The following is an 18470-nucleotide window of genomic DNA, read 5'->3' as shown; positions in this document are numbered from 1 at the left end:
TTTGAGAAAGTAAATTCGGCTTTTCTGAACACTGAGCGTAATTCAGCTATACAAAAACATGCCACACCGCGGTTGCCAGGGGTTAAAAAATTGGTATTTACACGCTTTGATTCCTGTGTTATAATGCTAAACTGTGAATACGGGCGGTCCGCTGTCGGACGAGTGATATATCCCGGCAAGAACGTCCAGGAATGGAGGAGTAGATATGGATATTATTCGCGAACTCGAAAAGGAATACATGAAGAAAGACATTCCTGATGTCAGAGTGGGAGATTTTGTAAAAGTAAGCGTTAAGGTTAAGGAAGGATCCCGTGAGAGATTACAGGCGTTTGAAGGAACCATTATCGGGATTCACGGAAGCGGTATCAGCCGCGCTATCGTTGTAAGAAGAGTATCATTCGGAATAGGTGTTGAAAGGGTGTTCCCAATCCATTCACCGAATGTGGAAAGCATTGAAATTATCAGAAGAGGTAGGGTAAGAAGGGCTAAGCTTTACTACCTCCGCGAAAGAGTAGGTAAAGCGGCAAAAGTAAAAGAAGAGCTTGGGAAAAAATAATAGTTAGTTACTGCGAGAAAGAGGACAAAAGTCCTCTTTCTTATTATGAGAAAATTTGCGCATAATAAATCCTATACTGGACTTGATTATGGTGGAAGGTATGAATATACAGTGGTTTCCCGGACATATGGCCAAAACAAGGAGGATGCTGGCTGAAAACCTGAAACTGATCGATGTGGTAATTGAACTACTGGATGCAAGAATACCAAGGAGCAGCCAAAATCCCGAAATTGACAAACTGACAAAAAACAAGCCAAGAGTAATAGCGCTTAACAAAAGCGATCTTGCCGATCCCCGGAAAACCGAGCGGTGGGTGGAATATTTTAACCAAAACGGTATTGATACTGTTTGCATAAACGCTTTAACGGGAGAAGGAATACCTGCTCTTGTTGTGCAACTGAAAAAAATGATGGAGCCGAAATTGAGGAAAGTGGCGGAAAAGGGACGGATTCAAAGGCCTATAAGGACAATGATTGTTGGTATTCCCAATGTGGGCAAATCGGCTCTGATAAATAAAATAGCCGGAAAGGCAGCCGCTGCCACCGGTGACAGGCCCGGAGTCACAAGAAACAAGCAATGGGTTCGGATCAATCCTGAAATACAGCTTCTTGACACCCCGGGAATACTGTGGCCTAAGTTTGACGATCCCAAAACCGGGCTGTACCTTGCATTTACCGGTGCAATCCGTGACGAGATACTGGATATTACAACCCTTGCCTCGAATTTACTTGAACTGTTGGCCAAAATGTATCCTACTGAGTTGAAAAACAGGTATAAGTTTGATACTCTGGAAGGAAAAGCAGGACATGTTCTTCTCGAAGAGGCGGGAAGAAAAAGGGGCTGCCTTGTATCAGGCGGCGAAGTGGATTATTACAGGATCAGCAATATAATCCTTGATGAGTTCAGAGGAGCGAAAATAGGCAGAATTACGCTGGAAACTCCTGATGAAAGGAGTGAGAACGATGGACAAAAAAATGACACTGGCCGAAATAAGGCAGAAGGCTGAGACGATGCCGCTTGAGGAGGCGGTGTCGTGGCTTTGCGACATTATACCCGATTATGGCATTTCTGTGGCAAAACTGGCCGATACTTTTTCAAAAAGGCTGGTCAGACTCAGGGAAGAAAAAAGAAGACTTCTTAAAATGTCGGAGTTTGAAATTCATGCGCGTAAACAAGGGTTTGTACATATCGGAGGCATAGACGAGGCGGGCAGAGGGCCTCTGGCAGGGCCTGTGGTGGCAGGATGCGTGGTTCTGCCCGAAAACTGTTTCATAGAACATCTGAACGATTCAAAAAAACTTACTCCGTCCATGAGGGACAGGCTTTTTGATATAATAATTGAAGAAGCTGTTGACTATGGCATAGGAATGGTTATGCCCGAGGAAATAGATGAAATTAACATTTACAATGCCACAAAGAAGGCTATGATGCAGGCCGTTTCGAATATGAAAAAAACACCCGATTACCTTATTATTGACGCAATGGAACTTCCGCTGCAAATATCTCAGCTTTCGCTGAAGAAAGGCGACAGCCTTAGTATTTCTGTTGCGGCTGCATCAATCATTGCAAAAGTGACCAGGGACAGGTGGATGGAAGAGGCGCACAAACTGTATCCTCAGTATGGATTTGACAGGCATAAGGGGTACGGGACTGAAGAACATATGGAAGCCATAAGGAAATACGGCTTGTGTCCGATACACAGAAAAAGCTTTACTCATGGATTGGTGGGATGAGTTTGAGAATTCCTGATTTAGTATTCCAGAATATGCTTCAGAATACCGATTTACAGAATCTTCTGAGCAGGCTTGTGGCGGGAGAAATTTTTGAAGGGCGTGTTATTGCCGTTGACGGGAATTTTTTGTTAATGCAGCTGCTTGACGGAAGTAAAATAACCGCTCAGGTCGACTCCGGCGTAAAATATAACCCTGGAGATTTAATAAAACTCAAAGTAATAGAAAGGCAGCAGGGAAGATTAACGGCAGCCGAAGTGGAGCATTATCAGGTTAACAACGGCGAAATAACGGCAGAAGGGGCAGAACCTGCTGTCAGAGTGGAAATCAGTGTATATCAGCATGAAGTCACTGAAAAAGCAAAGCTGGCCACAAATGTACCGGTGAAAGACTTAAAGGAGATAAAAGAGACAGAGGTAAGGACTCAGACAAATATAACAGGCGCAAATGTTTCCGACGAAAAGGCAAACGAAAAAGCGGGAAAACCGGCAGAATTCCTGAAATCGGTGAATATGCCGGTGAACAGGCTGACTGTTGAAATATTTAAGGCAATTGTTGACATGGGAAGTGAACCTGATACCGGAATTATAGAAAAGGCAATAAATTTAGTGAAAAATACGCCTGTCAATGAGCCAAGACATGCGGTGTTTTTAATTCTTAACGAAATGGAAGACAATGAGCATTTCCGCGAAATTATAAAAGAACTGGATCAGGGAGAGTTTCGCTTTTCCGAGGAACTGGAAAATCTAATAAAAATCCTTGAAAAATCAGGCGATGAAAAACTTTCCGAGTTTGGCGAAAGAATAAAGTCGGTGATAGAAAATTCCCTCGTAAAAGCCCAGCCGTTCCGGGAAAGAGCAGCACAGAAGCCTGGGCTTTCAGCCGAAAGAAAATTCGCCGAAACAGCGGAAGTAACCGAAAAAGTTGCGTTGCCTAAGGCGGAGCAGTTGTTTAAGGAACTGAAAAAAGAATTTTCATTGCTTAGTAAATTTATTCCGAATTCCACGGCAAACGACAGGGAAAAAATAATTTCAGTGGTGAACAGGCTGGAGACGGCAATTCTTTTCTTCAATGAAGTCCGCGGTTTTGAAATGTTTGTGCAGGTACCATTCATTATGAGAGACAACCGGGTAAACGGTGAACTGTATATAATGAAAAGGACAGGGAAAAAGGGAAAAATAAATTCCCGGGACTTCACAATGTTTCTGTCCATGTCAACCGATAATATCGGGCAGGTGGATATTTTTATCCATGTCAGGAATAAAAATATCATGATGAAAATTTTTACGGGAAACGAAAAACTTCAGCCGCTTTTCATGGATGAGTACAAATCCTTATACAACGCGTTGAAGGAAAAAGGATATAATCTTTTTGACATGGGTTTTCAGGCGGCTGATGGGAAGGTTAGCATTTTTAACGCCGCGGGAAAGGCTTCCGAACTTCTCGACATTATAAATAAATCAAAAATAGACATTAAGGTTTGAGTTTATGGAAAAGAAAAGGGAAGAGAAAAAGATAAAAAGGGCAACGGCTTTGTCTTACACACCGAATAAAGACAATGCACCGAGGATAATTGCGTCGGGAAAAGGCGCGATTGCCGAAAAAATAATAGAAAAGGCACAGGAAGAGAAAATCCCCGTTGTGGAGGATTCTGACCTGGCCTCGAAATTATCCGAACTTAAAGTGGGTTCCGAAATTCCTGTGGAACTTTACGAAGTGGTGGCTGAAATACTTGCCTTTGTGAGCCGTGTGGATGAAAAAGCCGGTGAAAAGTTCGGAAAACTTGCAGCCGATTCAGAGAAGTGAACGGGAAGGAAATCCGATGAATACAAGACGGTTGGGGAAAAAGGCGAGGATTTTGCCGTTGAGTATCTGAAACGGAAAAATTACAGGATACTGTGCCGTAATTACCGGGCGGGGAAACTGGGTGAAATAGACCTTATTGCCGTAAAGGACAATAGAATTATCTTTGCGGAAGTAAAGACCAGAACAGGAGATATTTTCGGCACACCCGCCGAAGCCGTGTCGTATAAAAAGCAGAAAACGATAAAAAAGGTTGCATCATGTTTCCTGAAAGAATATAATATGTCGGATTGTGAAATCAGCTTTGATGTCATAGAAGTAATTATGACAAAGGATTACAGACCCGTTAATATAAATCATATAGAAGAAGCTTTTTAATTCCGGTGCATGGAGGTTTGGCTGTGACAGTCGTTGATGCCCATTGCGACTCGCTTACAAGAGCGGTGAACAGCAAAAAAAGTTTGGTGAGGAATGACTTACATTGGGATATGGAAAGGGCTTTGAAATATGACGGTTTTGTTCAGGTCCTTGCCGTATTTCAGAATCCCGACAGGAGAAAGCCGTCTTTTGACAATGCGATGAAATATATACGGGAAGCCGAAAGAATTGAGAGGCAGACTTGTTTTTTCAAGCTGTGCAGAAGTTTTGAAGATATAAAAAACGGAATTGAGGATAAAAAGGTATGCGGCCTGTTGGGCATTGAAGGCGGCGAAGCCCTCGAAGGAAAACTTGAAAATCTGGATGAGTTTTATAACGCCGGCGTGAGAATAATGACACTGACGTGGAATTATGCAAACGAACTCGGGGACGGTGCCGAGATACAGCGTAACGGCGGGCTTACGGAATTCGGAAGAAAAGTTGTGAAATTAATGCAGGAAAAAGGGATGATTGTTGATATATCCCATGCCGACATAAAAACCTTTGAGGATTGCATGAGCATAAGCACGAGGCCGGTGATAGCCTCTCATTCCAATGCAAGGGCAGTATGCGACCATCCCCGGAACCTGTATGACTGGCAGATAATGGAGATAAAAAGAACAGGCGGTGTTGTGGGAATAAATTTTTACGCCCAGTTTATCAATAACAGTAAAAAAGCAGGCGTCACATCGCTGATACGCCATATTGAGCATATATGCGAAATTGCAGGCGACGGTGCCGTAGGTATAGGCGCCGATTTTGACGGAATGGATGCGCTGCCTGCGGGGATTCGCGGTGTTGAGGATTTGGACCTCGTTTTTAATGAATTGGCGAAATTGAATTATTCCGATACTGCAATTCAGAAAATTGCAGGAGGTAATTTCCTGAGGGTTTTCAGTGATGTCCTGTCGGTTTAAGTGGAATAATATATTTGTGTCATAATTTTAATTCAGTATGAGTGAGAGGGAAAATGGACAAAGCAAGGGAAACGGCTTTAAAAGCCATATATGAAACTGATATAAAGGGCGCGTATGCCAACCTGGAACTTAAAAAACTTTTGGCCGACAAGGAGCTGAATTCCAGGGACAGGGCCTTTATAACCGAACTGGTTTACGGCACTGTCACGCGGAAGCTTACGCTGGATTGGATAATTTCACATTTTTCAAAGATTCAGCTTAAAAAGATGTCCAATCTTGTGCTGCAGATTTTAAGAATGGGTACATACCAGATTATGTTTCTGGACAGAGTTCCCCCGTCTGCAGCCTGCAATACTTCGGTTGAACTTGCGAAAAGATATGCCAAGCAGTCGTCGGGCTTTGTAAATGCAGTACTGAGAAATATAGCAAGAAATAAGGAAAGGATTTCATTTGAAGATATTGATGCCCCTACTGTTTCCGAAAAACTGTCGATCAAATATTCTTTCCCTGAATACCTTGTACGGGAATGGATTTCGGTCTTTGGTGAGAATTTTACCGAAGAACTTTTGAAAGCGTTTTTGGAACGCCCCGATTTTTCGGTTCGCATTAATACTTTAAAAACTACGAAAGAATCCGTTGTGGAAGATTTAAACAGTCATGGAATTGAAACTTTACCGGGACGTTATCTTGACGAGGCTTTGTACCTTAAAAACATATCGGATATTTCAAACCTTGACGCCTTTCAAAAAGGGAAAATAACCGTCCAGGATGAAAGCTCGATGATTGTGGCGAGAATACTTGATCCAAAACCGGGTGAAAAAATACTGGATACTTGCGCGGCTCCGGGAGGAAAAACCACGCACATAGGGCAGCTTATGCAGAACAGAGGGCATATTGATGCATGGGATGTCCACGAGCATAAGATAGCCCTTATAAATGAAAATGCAAAAAGGCTTGGCGTCGAAATTATAAATGCTTCGCAGCAGGACGCGCTGTATCTCCTGAATGAGGCTAAGGGTGTTTATGACAGAGTTCTGGTTGATGCCCCCTGTTCAGGAACGGGAATAATCAGGAGAAAACCGGATATAAAATGGAAGCGAAAGAAGGAAGATCTTAGCAATTTGGTTGAGATTCAGAAAAAAATATTGTATAATGCGGGTAGGTATGTGAAACCCGGAGGCGTACTGGTTTACAGTACTTGCTCCGTTGATGTGAGGGAAAACGAAGAGGTTGTGAAGTTTTTTTTAGCTGAAAACGGTGACTTCAAACGGGAGTCAGTAAAGGAATTGCTGCCTCAGGCATTAAAAGAAAAGGCAGGAGTGGATGAGGGTATGCTCAGGTTATACCCTCATATTGACGGAACTGACGGATTTTTCATAGCAAGGATGAGAAAAATACGATAGGATTATGGATTCAGCATTAATTAATATTTACGATCTTGAATTTGAAGAACTGAAGAATGAGATTTTGAAACTTGGTGAACCGGCTTTCCGCGCAAAACAGGTGTGGAAGTGGATTTATCAGGGCACAACCCGGTTTGACGATATGACCGATCTGCCCAAAGCCTTCCGGGAGCGCCTGAAAGGCGTTTTTTATATTGGCGGAGCCGGTATTGTAAATAAATTTGTGTCTCAAAAGGACGGAACAAGGAAATATCTTCTGGCGCTGTACGACGGAAAAGTTGTGGAATGCGTTTTAATGAAATATCACTACGGCAACAGCGTTTGCATTTCCACCCAGGTAGGCTGCCGTATGGGATGCCGTTTTTGTGCATCCTCACAACCCGGGTTTGACAGAAACCTGTCAACGGGTGAGATGATTGCTCAGGTAATGGCAATTCGTAATGATACCGAAGAAAAAATAAGTCACATAGTACTGATGGGCATAGGTGAACCCTTTGACAATTATGACAATGTTGTACGGTTTTTAAGGAGAATGAATTCTCAGAATACACTGAATATAAGTTACAGAAAGATGACCGTATCCACCTGCGGTCTTGTGCCCGGAATAATAAAATTTTCCGAAGAAGGGTTTCCGGTTAATCTTTCAGTATCCCTGCATGCACCTAATGATGAAATCAGAATGAAAATCATGCCCATTGCCAAAAGATACTCAATTGACAATATACTGTCAGCGTGTAATATATATACTCAGAAAACAGGGAGAAGGGTGACTTTTGAATATACGCTGATAAAAGACGTTAACGACCGGAACGAGCATGCTGAAGAGCTTGCGAGAAAATTATCTGGGCTTTTGTGTCATATAAACCTTATTCCGGTGAATTCGGTTGAGGGAACGGGATATACGAAAAGCGAAAGAGTCGAAAGTTTCAGGAGAATAATTGAGAAATACGGGATACCGGTTACCGTCCGCAGGGAATTGGGCAGCGATATTGCTGCGTCCTGCGGTCAGTTAAGAAAAAGGTCGGTTGAACGGGACAGGATGGTGGATTAACGGTGGAATACGCAGCTATCAGCGACAAGGGAATTATCAGGGAACAAAATGAAGATTTCTGGAATATCATCCTTGACGCGGATGGTAATCCTCAGGCATTTATTGTCGCCGACGGAATGGGAGGACACAAAGCCGGGGATATTGCAAGCAAGCTGGCTGTAGAGTCAATTTCAAACAGCATAAGTTCATATCTTGAGACCAGGGATGCCGGAAGTTCGGTGGAGCAGGTGCTGCAGGAAGCGATAAATAAAGCCAATGAGGAAATATTCAGGTATTCGGAAGAACACCTGAACGGTTCGGGCATTGGCACCACTCTCACTGCCGGAATGTTATGTGACGGGAAGCTTATAATAGCCCATATCGGGGACAGCAGCTTGTACCTGGTCAGAAATGAAACCATAAAAAAGCTTACAAAAGATCATTCCTTCGTCGGGGAACTGGTAGACAGAGGAATACTCGACCAGGAAAAAGCAAGGGTTCACCCCATGAGAAACCAGATAACCAGAGCATTGGGATATGAGAAGGAAGTTCAGGTGGATTTTTACAGCCTGGACATAATGCCCGATGATATATACCTATTCTGCACCGATGGCCTTACAATGAAGCTTTCAGCCGACGAATTGCTGTCCATGCTCAAAGAGGAAGCTGATTTGAATACTGTATTGAAAAATATGGTGGCACTGGCTAATGAACGCGGTGGAGATGACAATATTACTGCAATAGTTGTGAAAATATGAGTGGATGAGTACAATTGATTTGAGGTGCTGGAATGACAGGAAAGGTTCTGAATAATCGGTACGAACTGGTGGAAAAGATAGGCAGCGGTGGCATGGCCGACGTATATAAGGCGAGATGCAGGGTATTGAAAAGATGGGTGGCAGTAAAAATATTAAAGGATGAATTTGTTAACGACGAAGAATTCCTTGAACGTTTTGAAAGGGAGGCCTATGCGGCTGCCAGTCTTAATCATCCGAATATTGTATCCATTTATGATGTCGGAAAAGAGGGCAATATCCATTACATTGTAATGGAATATATAGATGGTATAACATTAAAGGAGTATATAAGGCAAAACGGGGCTCTTCCGTGGCAGGAGGCCGCCGATATAGCAATTGCCATATTAAGCGCGCTGCACAAGGCGCACAGGCAGGGAATCATACACAGGGACATTAAGCCCCAGAATATTCTGATGACTTCGGATCATGTTCCGAAGGTTACCGATTTCGGTATAGCCAGAGCGGTAACAACTTCTACGGTAACAAGAAAGGTTGACACTGTAGGGTCGGTTCATTATTCGTCGCCGGAACAGGCAAGGGGAGGTTATACAGATGAAAAATCCGATATATATTCTGTTGGAGTAACCCTGTTCGAAATGCTGACGGGAAGAGTGCCGTTTGACGCCGACAATCCTGTTTCGGTTGCTTTAAAGCATATCGAAGAAAAGCCTGCGAGACCGTCTTCAATTGTACCTGATATACCCGAGGCGATGGACGAAATTGTTCTTCGCGCAATGGGAAAATCAAGATCGGAACGTTATGACAATGCTTTGCAGATGATAGCCGATCTTGATCACGTGAAAAAAGGAGAAGCCCTTGAGCGAAACGGCGGCGAAACCGATCTGTTCGCGACAAGAGTTATAGGTAGTTTGGAGGAGGAGAGCTTGGCAGCGAAAAAGGACAGAGGAAGGAACAGAAAGAAGGGTAAGGCCGGGAAGACTTCGAAAAAGGGCTTTTTAATTGCCTCTGTATACATTCTGCTGATAGGAATTATTGTTGGCGGAATCTGGTTGGTATACGACAAAGTCGTAAAAGACGTGGTAGGCGCCATTCTTGCGCCGAAAAAACAGCCGGTGGAAGTAATAAACTACATCGGAATGCATATAGAAGATGCCATTGCCGATCTTGAGGCCAAGAATCTGCCTTACGCCGAGCCTGTGTATGAATACAGTGACACCGTTCCGAAAGGAGTGGTTATGGACCAGAGACCGCCGGCAGGTATTTCGATCATGCCCGGCGATGACGCCATTACAAAAGTGGAACTGATTGTCAGTAATGGCCCTGAAATGGTGACAATTCCCACCGATATAAAATTTGCGGATTATGTGGAAGCTGAAATCAAGCTGAAAAACGAATTAAAGCTGCAAACGAAGGTCGTGGATGAATACAGCGACGAAGTGGCTGAAGGGCGTGTAATAAGGACCGAACCCGAAATGGGCTCTGTTGTTGCGGCAGGAAGCGAGGTTATTATATACCGAAGCCTTGGCCCGAAACTTGAGAACGTTGTTGTACCCGATGTAACGGGCCGCACCTTGGACGAGGCGAGAAATATACTTCTGGAACATAATCTGAGCATAGGGAAAATCTATCCTGAAGACAGGGAAGGGTACAAAGGAAGGATAATAAATCAGGAGCCGAAAGCCGGAACGGTGGTTAAGGAACTGACTGCGGTAAATCTGTATTTTGCCGATGAACAGTCGCCTTCTGCTGGGGACGGAAGCGGGATTGACAGCGGCATTTCCGATTCTGCCGACAGCACAAGAATAACAAAGCAGATTTATCTTCCGCCCGACCGGGAATTCGGGGACACGGTGGAAGTGGAAATTTACTATACTACCGGGGACTCGGGAGAAGAAATATTTTTAAAACGGGCCACACTTAATATGTCCGAATTTCCGTATACCGTTCTTGTGCCCGTTACTCCGGGTGTGAAGACAACGCTGTTTGTTTATATGGACGGCGAGCTTCAATACAGAGAGGAAATTCTTATTCAGCAATAGTGAAACGGAGGAGTATTTTTGCCAAAGGGCTTGATACTGAAAGGTGTGGGGGGTTTTTACACCGTAGAGAGCAGTTCAGGTATCTACGAGTGCCGGGTTAGGGGAGTTTTCAGAAAGAAAGGTATAACACCCGTTGCCGGCGATTTCGTCGAATTCTCAATAACCGACGAAACGGCAAAAGAAGGATGGATTGAAGAAATTGAAGAAAGGCAGAATTTTTTTGTACGTCCGCCGGTGGCAAATGTAAACCAGATAGCTATTGTTATCGCCGGAACGTCCCCCGAGCCCGATTTCCTGCTTGTGGATAAACTGCTCATTACTGCCGAGAGGAACGGTATTACACCGCTGATAGTAATAAACAAGATTGATTTGATAAACGAACAAGAGCTTGAAGAAGTAAAAAATATTTATGTAGGTACGGGATACCAGGTTGTTGCGATAAGCAAAGTAGGAAAACGGGGTTATGACGAGCTCCATGAAAAGCTGAAAGGTCACCGCACTGTATTTGCAGGCCAGTCAGGTGTAGGAAAATCCACAATTCTTAACAACATTATGGACGCATGGGTTATGGAAACGGGCGAAATGAGCAGGATCCAGCGGGGAAAACACACAACCCGTCACGTTCAGCTTTTGCCTTTGGACAATGACGGTTATGTCGTGGATACGCCGGGGTTCAGTTCACTTACGCTGGAAGGCATTGAACATGCAAAACTTTCTTCAATGTATCCGGAGTTCATCAGACTGGAGGGCATGTGCAGGTTCAGCGGCTGCAGCCATATAAAAGAACCAGGATGTGCGGTAAAGGATTCGGTCCAGTCCGGAGAGATATCTCGGGTAAGGTATGAATGCTATCGGCGATTGTATGAGGAGTTGAAATTGCAGTATGAAAACAGATACAGATAAGAGGGAAATAATCATTGCGCCGTCGATACTGTCTTCTGATTTCACAAGGCTCAAAGAAGCGCTGGATACCATTAAGGATTCAGGGGCCGACTGGGTGCATGTCGATGTAATGGACGGGCATTTTGTTCCGAATATTACGATAGGTCCCCCTGTTATAAAATGCATACGCAGGCAGACAGATCTTTTTATGGATGTCCACCTGATGATTGAAAAACCTGAATTATTGCTGAATGATTTTATTGAAGCGGGCGCAGACATGATTACGGTGCATGCCGAGGCGTGTACGCACCTGAACCGGACACTTCAGATTATCCGTCAGTCAGGGATTAGAGCCGGAGTTGCGCTGAATCCGGCGACGCCGCTGAATGTTCTGGACTATTCCCTTGAGCTTGTGGATATGGTTCTTATAATGACTGTAAACCCTGGATTTGGAGGGCAAAAATATATACCTCAGATGACAGCGAAAATAAAAGCAATGCGCGACAGGATTAACGAACAGGCTCCGAACGTTTTGCTTCAGATTGACGGGGGCATAAGCACCGACAATATTGCTGAAGTAACTGCGGCGGGAGCCAATGTAATAGTGGCAGGATCTGCTTTTTTCAATGCCCACGACAAGGCATGGTTTGTATCTGAATTAAGAAAAAAATCTGCTTTTGGCGGAAAGGTACAGATATGAATACGCTGGTTGTAGGAAGCGGACTTGTAGAATCCGGCGAAATAATAAAAGAATATTCACGCATATCGGATTTAATAATATGTGCCGACGGCGGGGCACGGTATTTGTATCAGGCGGGTATCAGACCTGATATTCTGGTGGGGGACTTTGATTCAATCGAGCCTGAAATAAAAGAAGCTTACCAACAAAGCGGCATTGAGATAATAAAATTCCCCGCCAAGAAGGATTATACCGATATGGAACTGGCCCTGAACCTTGCAATTGAAAAGGGGGCCACAAGAATATACATTACCGGCGCTACGGGATCAAGGCTGGATCATACCATCTCAAATATTCAGCTTCTTCATAAGCTGGCTGACAAAGGCGTTGAAGGGGTCATCATAAACCGCAACAACTACATTTACCTTCTTACCGATTGCATCAGAATTCCCAGAAAAGAAGGTTATTACCTGTCGCTTGTACCGGCGACTCCGAAAGTTGAGGGGATTACAACCAAAGGGCTGGCCTATCCCCTTAATGACGGAACCATGGTAATGGGGACAGGCCTTGGCATAAGTAATGAATTTGTTTCCGAATGGGCTGAAGTTTCCGTAAAAAAGGGCCGGCTTTACGTTATTCTTTCGAAAGATTAAACGGGATATATTTTAACAGGCCCGAGCAGTCCAGATTTAAGTCTTTTTCTGTCATATGCGGCCATATGCGCGAATCTTTTTGAATATTTCCTTTTTTCAGCTTCAAGTGTTCCCACGACTTCGTTTGCACCGGTATTGTACACTACAATTTCAAGTTTGTGCCGCCCTTTCTCCAAGCCGGACAAACTCAGTTCATAGGGCTTATATGCCGTTCGTCCCGCTTCCTTTCCGTCGACGTACACTATTGCATGGTAATGAAGACCGGGCATGCAGAGGACTGCGTTCGGTTTGTCGGAGTTATAATCAAAGTATGAGGTGTATTTCATGGGTCCTGAATATTCCGGCCAGCCGAGGCTTGCCCAGTCGGGAAAGTCTTTGCCGTCAAGGGATATTTCGTTTTTGTCGGGCAGCTGAATACTCCAGTTAAAAGGCTCGATCCCGTTTACCTCCTGCCCAGGAATCCAGTGGCATACTCTTTCCGCAGCCTTTGCGCTTAAACCTTTAATTGCCTGGCCTGTTTTGTCGGCAACAAAAACTTTTAATTCACAGCCGTTAAATCTGGTCAGGAACCTGAAAGGGCCTTTGGTGGAAACTGTTTTGAGGCTGCATTCTTTGAGATTTGCTTCATATAAAATTCCTGTATTGTCAATACATATTTCCACGTCCGTATCTTTCGTGGACTCGTTTAAAAGCATGTAGACCGTCTTTCCTTTGCCAACCCTTGTGCACAGGGAGATTTGGCTTGATGGTGATATCGTAACGGAGGAGCTGACAAGGGCTTTTAACGAATCAATTTCGCTGCACAGTATTGAATCCCGCTCAAGCAGCGGATTATACCTGAAGACGGATATAATTCTCCCTCCGGACCTTGCAAATTGTTTGAGTTTTTTCGCGACCTCATCCTTAATTGTGCAGTTCGGAGGCAGAATTACAGTATTTATAACATACCCGGAACCGGTAAGGAATCCACCTTCCGTGATTTTCAGCGAGAGTATTGCTTCGTCCCAGATATAATCGAAATCACAGGGCATATATGTAAGTTCCCTTGCAATTTCATCCACCCATTCCCAGATAAATTTTTCGGCATTGTTGGCAGTGAGATTGCCTATGCCCAGCTGCGCCCTGTACAAATCATAGCATGGAACGTACAATGCGGTGTTTCCTGCAAATTTACCAAAGGCAGAGATCGCCGAGGCAACGGCGATACGATCATATATAAGTTTCCCGAATGGTTCCTGAAGCATGTGATTCGGCATCTGAGGGCTTTCTGCCGGGCTGTCGGGGTTATTGTTGGAATACATCAGATGAAAGTCATCAATTCCGCGGATAACCTGATGATCGGTTATATATCTCATCAAATCCCCGTGCAGGCCCTGCCCCATTCCGGCAAAGGTCTCGGAAACGGCGCGCCTGCGGCCCAATAATCTTTTGACCGATCCGGCGTATCTCGGAAAATCGGTAAACACCCCAGGCTCAATCTGGGCCCATATTACGTCTACTGCAGGCCTGTCGTTATGTTTCATATTCTTGAAGAAATGGCCGCTGATTGTATTCAGTGTATTAAGGTGATGATCCAGATCCATATGGCCTGTAAGTTCGACATTGTGTTTTTTACACCATTGACTCAAAACACGGTAAAAATTTTCCGCGGCCATGTCGGTATAAACATCAAAAAAGTCATCGGTATATTTATCTATCACAGCGGGATGACTGGATTTCACGTTTACCAGAAGGTAAGGCAGCACTTCCAGAAGATCATAGCCTTTTTTTCTTTGAAATTCTTCAAAAAGGCCCTGAGTGTAGGGAAATTCAAACCTGAGATAGGGCTCGTCATAGAAAAAGCCTTTTATGACATTCCCGAAATATGCCGAGAATCTTTGATAGTATCTTTCATGCATAACGCTGACGAATTTCTCGGCGGCATCCCTGTTAAGCAGGTCAATGCAAGACATTGCCGGGTCACCGGGGTATGACTTGCACGATGATTTTGACGCGTGTTCGTCGTAATCCCATGAAACCACTACAATGTGGGCAAGTTCATCATCGCAGGTGTATTCAAAGCGTTCCTTCGGTTTTATTTTAATCCTTTCAAAGGTATTGTTCTTAAGTATCCCTGCGGCAACCACATTATCAGGCATTGTAATGGCGATTTGCTCGCCTTTTTTCAATATGCAGTTGTGGGAAATGACGAGTTTTTTTGCCCTGTATCCGTTTTCGGTACAGACCAGGCCCCCTGCCGTGCCGCTGGGGTAGCCCCAGTCGTCGAATATCCATACTTCAAGCCCTTCTTCTTTTGCGGTCCTGAACGCCGTTTCATAAGCGTCCAGTACCATGTTAATCCACCGTTCGTTCGCACGGCCGGTACAGTCCGATGCAATTATTATGTTGAATCCACGAAACCCCTGCCTTTTGCACCATTTTACCCATTCACGGATGCTTTCGTGATCTTCGTGGGCTTTAATCCCGAAAAAAGCCAGAGGCCTGTATTCATCAACATTAATGTTAAGAAATTCTGCCAACTTCGTGGATTCCATAAAATCACCTTTCAAGTACTAATGTATAAACAATTTAATTATAGCACTTTTAGTCAGGCAGAAAAATACATTACGCAAAGGCAAATGATGGTCAGGCATTAACGGCATTTTTACACATATAATCCATATATAGAAAACAAAAGCGGGGGTAATTGTGAGAAGGTTTATTCTTTCCATAGACGGAGGGGGCATTCGGGGGGTAATTCCGGCGGTTTTTCTGGCAAAACTGAAAAAAGAGCTCGAAAAGAATGGCGTAGACAAGCCCTATCACCGGGTTTTCGACATTATAGCGGGCACCTCCACCGGCGGACTCATAACACTTGCTCTTACAGTTCCGATGTACAGAAAAACTGACGGGAATTTGTATGATGAAAAAGGTGGAGTGGCGGCGGAAAAACTGCCTGATCTTTACAGGATATTCGGAAATAGGGTTTTCCCCGGAAACAGAAACAAGGTGAGAAAGCTTGTAAGGCAGATTTTTACGAGCAAATACAGTTCAGCTCCCTTTAAAGCGGTACTTGTGGAAATTTTCAAAAGCCACACCGTAAAGGAAGCTCTGACAAACGTATTAATAACCGCATTTGACATGAAAAACATGCAGCCTGTTTTTATAAAGAAGCGGCCTGCGCACGCAGGGGGCGAGGAGGATGCCGATTTTTACATGGTTGACGCGGCTTTGTCAACAGCAGCCGTTCCGACGTATTTCCCGCCCGTGCATGTATATAAGGAAGAGGGCGGCTATTGCCTAATAGACGGGGGAATTTTCTGCATAAACCCCGCACTGAGCGCTTTTATAGAGGCGCGAAAAATTTTCCCCGACTGCAATGAATATGTTATTCTGTCGCTGGGAACGGGAAACCGGAAAGAAGAGTATAGAACCGAAAAAATGGCAAACTGGGGCTTTTTCAACTGGATTGCGCCATGGCTTGGAGTGCCGCTTATCAACGCAGTTGGGGAAGGACAGAAGATAAGTACGAACCATATGCTGAAAAAACTGCCTCAGGTAACGCTGTTCAGGTTCGATGTGGAGCTTGACAGGAACAAAGGGGGTATAGACGACGGAAGCACTGAAAATATAGAATATTTATTTAAAAAAGGAATGGAAATGTGGGACAAGAACCTAAGTGAAATTAACAAGTTTGTCAGGCTGATAACCGCCGGTAAAAACAAGCCGGCAAAGTGATGACAATAAATGTTTTTTGTAAGAAAACGCCAAGTTTAATGGTAAAAAAACCGGTTCGGGAATTTTGGCGTGAAGTTTTAAAACATTATTGACAAATGATATTTTATTGAATAGTATTATATATAACTTAGTCTGATATATTATGTAAAACCGATGACTGAGAGTAGTAACATAAGGATTTTGCCAACAGAGAGCCGCAGGCGGTGGAATTGCGGCGGCAAAACTTATGTGAATGGGCTCAGGAGGGCGCAGCCGAAATGGAGACAGAGTAGGCAAGCCGGGATCTTCACCCGTTATCAAGGAAGCATGTATGTTGGTACATGGAAAATGAGGGGCGCTTTATGCGCAAATTAGGTGGCACCGCAGAGATTATAAGTCTTTGTCCTAATGTCAGGACAAAGACTTTTTTTATTAGCCTTCCCCGCGGCAGTGTCCCTTTTGAAAAAGATTTCACGCTTAAAGCGTTTGAATTGTGTAAAGATAAAAAATAAGAAAGGGTGGTAAATGTGGCGGGAATACCGTACAAAATTTATCTTTCGGAAAAGGAACTTCCACGGCACTGGTATAATCTGAAGGCCGTAATGAAGGAGCTTCCGCCTCCGATGCTCAATCCGGCTACGTTAAAACCATGTACTAAGGAAGATTTGACCCCGATATTCTGCGAAAAACTTGTGGAGCAGGAGTTCAATACAACGGACAGGTATATAGAAATCCCCGAAGGGCTTATGAATTTTTACAGAATGATTCGGCCGTCACCGCTGATCCGTGCCTACAATCTCGAAAGGGAGCTGAATACGCCGGCCGAAATTTACTACAAATTTGAGGGCACAAATACTTCAGGCTCACACAAACTCAATTCTGCCGCTGCACAGGTCTATTATGCAAAGGAGCAGGGAATAACAACAGTCACAACCGAGACAGGAGCGGGACAATGGGGAACTGCTCTTGCAATGGCATGTGCGTATTACAAAGTCAATCTCATAGTATATATGGTTAAGGTATCGGCGGAGCAGAAACCCTACAGAAAAGCCGTTATTGAAACCTATGGCGGAAAGGTGGTACCGTCTCCGTCAGACACCACCGAAGTGGGAAGAAAAATCCTTGCAGAGAACCCGGGAACCACCGGTTCACTCGGATGTGCCATTTCGGAAGCCGTTGAAACGGCGGTGAAGACCGAAAACTGCCGTTACGTTCTGGGAAGCGTACTGGACCATGTCCTCCTGCACCAGTCCATTATCGGCCTGGAGACAAAAACGGCATGCGACAAATACGGCATAGAACCCGATATTATAATAGGCTGTGTAGGGGGCGGCTCAAACTTCGGAGGACTTATCGCACCGTTCATGGGTGAGAAGATTGAGGGCAAAAACAATATCCGCTTTATAGGTGTTGAACCTGCGTCGTGTCCGTCATTCACAAGGGGACGGTATGCTTACGACTTCGGAGACACCGGAAAGACAACGCCGCTTTTGAAAATGTATACCCTCGGCTCAGGCTTTATACCTTCGCCGAACCATGCAGGCGGTCTGAGATATCACGGTATGAGCCCCATTCTGTCAAAGCTGTATCATGACGGTTATTTTGAAGTTCGCAGTGTTGAACAGACCAAAGTGTTCGAAGCGGCGGTTATGTTCGCCCGGTGCGAAGGAATTCTTCCTGCGCCCGAATCTTCCCATGCACTGAGGGTTGCCATTGATGAAGCAATAAAGTGCAAAGAGACAGGTGAAAAGAAGACAATCATATTCGGTTTGTCAGGTACCGGATATTTCGATATGACAGCTTACATGAGCTACAATGCCGGAGCAATGACCGATTACATCCCGACCGACGAAGACCTGGAAAAGGGATTTGCAACAATTCCGAAAGTGGATTTATAAAAAATGCGG

16 protein-coding genes, 1 pseudogene and 1 other annotated feature are annotated in these 18470 nt (G+C 44.4%); of the genes and pseudogenes, 16 read left to right on the top strand and 1 reads right to left on the bottom strand.

Annotation, left to right across the window (positions count from 1 at the left end; translation table 11 throughout):
* Positions 1–205: 205 nt before the first annotated feature.
* The 14 genes and pseudogenes from rplS to CST_RS09625 all read left to right on the top strand — a co-directional run bounded on the left by rplS (position 206) and on the right by CST_RS09625 (position 12867).
* The gene (rplS, locus tag CST_RS09690) at positions 206–556 is read left to right on the top strand and encodes a 50S ribosomal protein L19 (RefSeq protein ID WP_015359725.1); all 351 of its coding nucleotides are present in this window, start codon (positions 206–208) and stop codon (positions 554–556) included.
* A 100-nt stretch (positions 557–656) separates the two neighbouring features.
* The gene (ylqF, locus tag CST_RS09685) at positions 657–1562 is read left to right on the top strand and encodes a ribosome biogenesis GTPase YlqF (protein WP_015359724.1); all 906 of its coding nucleotides are present in this window, start codon (positions 657–659) and stop codon (positions 1560–1562) included.
* Positions 1519–2289: a ribonuclease HII gene (locus CST_RS09680; RefSeq protein WP_015359723.1), complete on the top strand. Its 771-nt coding sequence runs from the start codon at positions 1519–1521 to the stop codon at positions 2287–2289. Before ylqF ends, CST_RS09680 begins: the two co-directional genes overlap by 44 nt.
* Positions 2286–3770, top strand: a complete 1485-nt coding sequence (locus CST_RS09675; RefSeq protein WP_242823546.1) for a hypothetical protein — start codon at positions 2286–2288, stop codon at positions 3768–3770. Before CST_RS09680 ends, CST_RS09675 begins: the two co-directional genes overlap by 4 nt.
* Before the next feature lie 4 nt (positions 3771–3774).
* On the top strand, positions 3775–4092 hold the full coding sequence (locus CST_RS09670) for an EscU/YscU/HrcU family type III secretion system export apparatus switch protein (RefSeq protein WP_015359721.1): 318 nt from the start codon (positions 3775–3777) through the stop codon (positions 4090–4092).
* 33 nt (positions 4093–4125) lie between these two features.
* Positions 4126–4467: pseudogene (locus tag CST_RS09665) on the top strand (YraN family protein); the annotation flags it as partial.
* Positions 4468–4490: 23 nt separating this feature from the next.
* Positions 4491–5423 carry a dipeptidase gene (locus tag CST_RS09660; RefSeq protein ID WP_015359719.1) on the top strand — a complete coding sequence of 311 codons (933 nt, stop codon included), beginning with the start codon at positions 4491–4493 and terminating at the stop codon, positions 5421–5423.
* A 53-nt stretch (positions 5424–5476) separates the two neighbouring features.
* Positions 5477–6826 (top strand): 16S rRNA (cytosine(967)-C(5))-methyltransferase RsmB, encoded by a 1350-nt coding sequence (gene rsmB / locus CST_RS09655; RefSeq protein ID WP_015359718.1) that lies wholly within the window; start codon positions 5477–5479, stop codon positions 6824–6826.
* 4 nt (positions 6827–6830) lie between these two features.
* Positions 6831–7877, top strand: coding sequence for a dual-specificity RNA methyltransferase RlmN (gene rlmN, locus CST_RS09650; protein WP_015359717.1), 1047 nt, complete (start codon positions 6831–6833; stop codon positions 7875–7877).
* A 2-nt stretch (positions 7878–7879) separates the two neighbouring features.
* Positions 7880–8614, top strand: coding sequence for a Stp1/IreP family PP2C-type Ser/Thr phosphatase (locus CST_RS09645; protein WP_015359716.1), 735 nt, complete (start codon positions 7880–7882; stop codon positions 8612–8614).
* 32 nt (positions 8615–8646) lie between these two features.
* Positions 8647–10653, top strand: a complete 2007-nt coding sequence (pknB, locus tag CST_RS09640) for a Stk1 family PASTA domain-containing Ser/Thr kinase (RefSeq protein ID WP_015359715.1) — start codon at positions 8647–8649, stop codon at positions 10651–10653.
* An 18-nt stretch (positions 10654–10671) separates the two neighbouring features.
* Positions 10672–11556, top strand: coding sequence for a ribosome small subunit-dependent GTPase A (rsgA, locus tag CST_RS09635; protein WP_015359714.1), 885 nt, complete (start codon positions 10672–10674; stop codon positions 11554–11556).
* Positions 11537–12235 (top strand): ribulose-phosphate 3-epimerase, encoded by a 699-nt coding sequence (rpe, locus tag CST_RS09630; protein WP_015359713.1) that lies wholly within the window; start codon positions 11537–11539, stop codon positions 12233–12235. The genes rsgA and rpe overlap by 20 nt, the downstream gene beginning before the upstream one ends.
* A complete protein-coding gene (locus CST_RS09625) occupies positions 12232–12867 on the top strand; it encodes a thiamine diphosphokinase (protein ID WP_015359712.1) in 636 nt (211 codons plus the stop codon). The genes rpe and CST_RS09625 overlap by 4 nt, the downstream gene beginning before the upstream one ends.
* On the opposite strand, the gene CST_RS09620 is transcribed toward CST_RS09625, so the two are convergent.
* The gene (locus tag CST_RS09620; protein ID WP_015359711.1) at positions 12864–15401 is read right to left on the bottom strand and encodes a glycosyl hydrolase; all 2538 of its coding nucleotides are present in this window, start codon (positions 15399–15401) and stop codon (positions 12864–12866) included. The two genes, CST_RS09625 and CST_RS09620, sit on opposite strands and share 4 nt — an antisense overlap.
* A gap of 154 nt (positions 15402–15555) precedes the next feature.
* Here CST_RS09620 and CST_RS09615 point away from each other — a divergent pair, with 154 nt between their 5' ends.
* Positions 15556–16584 (top strand): patatin-like phospholipase family protein, encoded by a 1029-nt coding sequence (locus CST_RS09615; RefSeq protein ID WP_015359710.1) that lies wholly within the window; start codon positions 15556–15558, stop codon positions 16582–16584.
* A 144-nt stretch (positions 16585–16728) separates the two neighbouring features.
* Positions 16729–16974, top strand: a binding site (T-box leader).
* A 116-nt stretch (positions 16975–17090) separates the two neighbouring features.
* Positions 17091–18461 carry a TrpB-like pyridoxal phosphate-dependent enzyme gene (locus CST_RS09610; RefSeq protein ID WP_015359709.1) on the top strand — a complete coding sequence of 457 codons (1371 nt, stop codon included), beginning with the start codon at positions 17091–17093 and terminating at the stop codon, positions 18459–18461.
* Positions 18462–18470: the final 9 nt, after the last annotated feature.

The sequence above is a fragment of the Thermoclostridium stercorarium subsp. stercorarium DSM 8532 genome, assembly GCF_000331995.1.
Taxonomy (GTDB): domain Bacteria; phylum Bacillota; class Clostridia; order DSM-8532; family DSM-8532; genus Thermoclostridium; species Thermoclostridium stercorarium.
Note: the sequence above shows the minus strand (reverse complement) of the source record. Positions and strands in the feature narration are given on the sequence as shown.